The sequence below is a fragment of the Nocardia sp. NPDC059228 genome (genome assembly GCF_042754245.1).
Taxonomy (GTDB): domain Bacteria; phylum Actinomycetota; class Actinomycetes; order Mycobacteriales; family Mycobacteriaceae; genus Nocardia.
Genome location: NZ_JBHZAL010000109.1, coordinates 1 through 1,414, shown reverse-complemented (window position 1 = coordinate 1,414; position 1,414 = coordinate 1). Strand labels below are relative to the sequence as shown.

Sequence of the window (1,414 nt, the reverse complement as noted above, 5' to 3'; positions counted from 1 at the left end):
ATCTTCCGACCTTTTCCCCAGGTGTGGATAACCCAGTGGATAGCTTGGGGCAGGGCTTGCCTCAGCGGGCCGGAAGTGCTGCGGGCCGGTCGGCTACTTCCACTGGGTGGAGACGCCGAAGCCGGCGGCGATGAAGCCGAAGCCGACCACGATGTTCCAGTTGCCGAAGGCGTCGATCGGCAGTGAGCCCTCGGTCACATAGAAGACGACGATCCAGGCCAGCCCGATGAGGAACAGGGCGAGCATGACCGGCGCCACCCAGCTCCGGTTGGACAGCCTTATGGTGGTCGACTGCTTCGCCGCGGGGGGCGGCGTGAAATCGGCCTTCTTGCGGATACGTGACTTCGGCACGAGGGACTCTCCTGTCGATGCGCTGCGTGACCGCGCAGGTAACTGAAACGGTGTGCCGGGGGTGAGGAGCAGGGGGAACGCCGGCTCCCCCGGGCGTCCGTTAGCGTAGTGCTTCCGTGGCGCCTAAGGAGATAAGGGTACGTTGAGCAATTCTGCCGACTCCCCCGAAGGGCCGGTCCGCCGACCGATCTGGCGGCCGGTCCGGCTGCTCACGGCCGGGGTCTTCGCCCTCGCCGGCCTCATCTTCGTCACGAGCTTCAACACGGCGAAGGGCACCAACCTCCGTACGGACGACTCCCTGCTCAAGCTCTCGGACCTGATCCAGGAGCGCAGCGACAGGAACGCCGCACTGGAGGAGTCCACCGGAGCCGTACGGGAGAACGTCGACACCCTCGCCAGCCGCGACTCCGGCTCCACGGAGGCGGAGGACGCCGAACTGCGCCGTCTGGAGAACGCGGCCGGCACGAAGAAGGTCTCGGGCAAGGCCCTGACCGTCACCCTCGACGACGCCCCGCCGGACGCCACGGCCAATCCGGGCTACCCGGAGCCGCAGCCCAACGACCTGGTCATCCACCAGCAGGACCTCCAGGCCGTCGTCAACGCGCTCTGGAAGGGTGGCGCGAGCGGCATCCGCGTCATGGACCAGCGGCTGATCTCCACCAGCGCGGTGCGCTGCGTCGGCAACACCCTGATCCTCCAGGGCCGGGTCTACTCACCGCCGTACAAGATCACGGCCGTGGGGGACCAGGGCAAGCTCCAGAAGGCGCTCGCGGATTCGCCCGCGATCCAGAACTACCAGCTGTACGTGCAGGCGTACGGGCTCGGGTGGAAGGTCGACGAGCACGGTGAGACCACGCTCCCCGGCTACACGGGCACCGTGGACCTCCACTACGCGAAGCCGGTGAAATAGCCCGGCCGAAACCGTCCGGCCCGCCCGCCCTCCTTGAGACACGAGCCACCCTCTTTATAAGAAGAAGAGGGCAACGGCACACCTGGCCCGTGCGCCGCCCACGTGACCCTGTGGCCCCTTAGTCTGGTTCGGTATCGCGCTCGCCGGTCCGGC

General features: G+C 67.3%; 2 protein-coding genes. One reads left to right on the top strand and one right to left on the bottom strand.

Annotated elements, in window-relative coordinates; genetic code table 11:
* Positions 1–93 precede the first annotated feature (93 nt).
* The gene (crgA, locus tag ACFXKA_RS42780; protein ID WP_147873271.1) at positions 94–351 is read right to left on the bottom strand and encodes a cell division protein CrgA; all 258 of its coding nucleotides are present in this window, start codon (positions 349–351) and stop codon (positions 94–96) included.
* A 142-nt stretch (positions 352–493) separates the two neighbouring features.
* On the opposite strand from crgA, the gene ACFXKA_RS42775 reads away from it, so the two are divergent.
* On the top strand, positions 494–1,261 hold the full coding sequence (locus tag ACFXKA_RS42775; RefSeq protein ID WP_379431873.1) for a DUF881 domain-containing protein: 768 nt from the start codon (positions 494–496) through the stop codon (positions 1,259–1,261).
* The last annotated feature ends 153 nt before the right edge of the window (positions 1,262–1,414 follow it).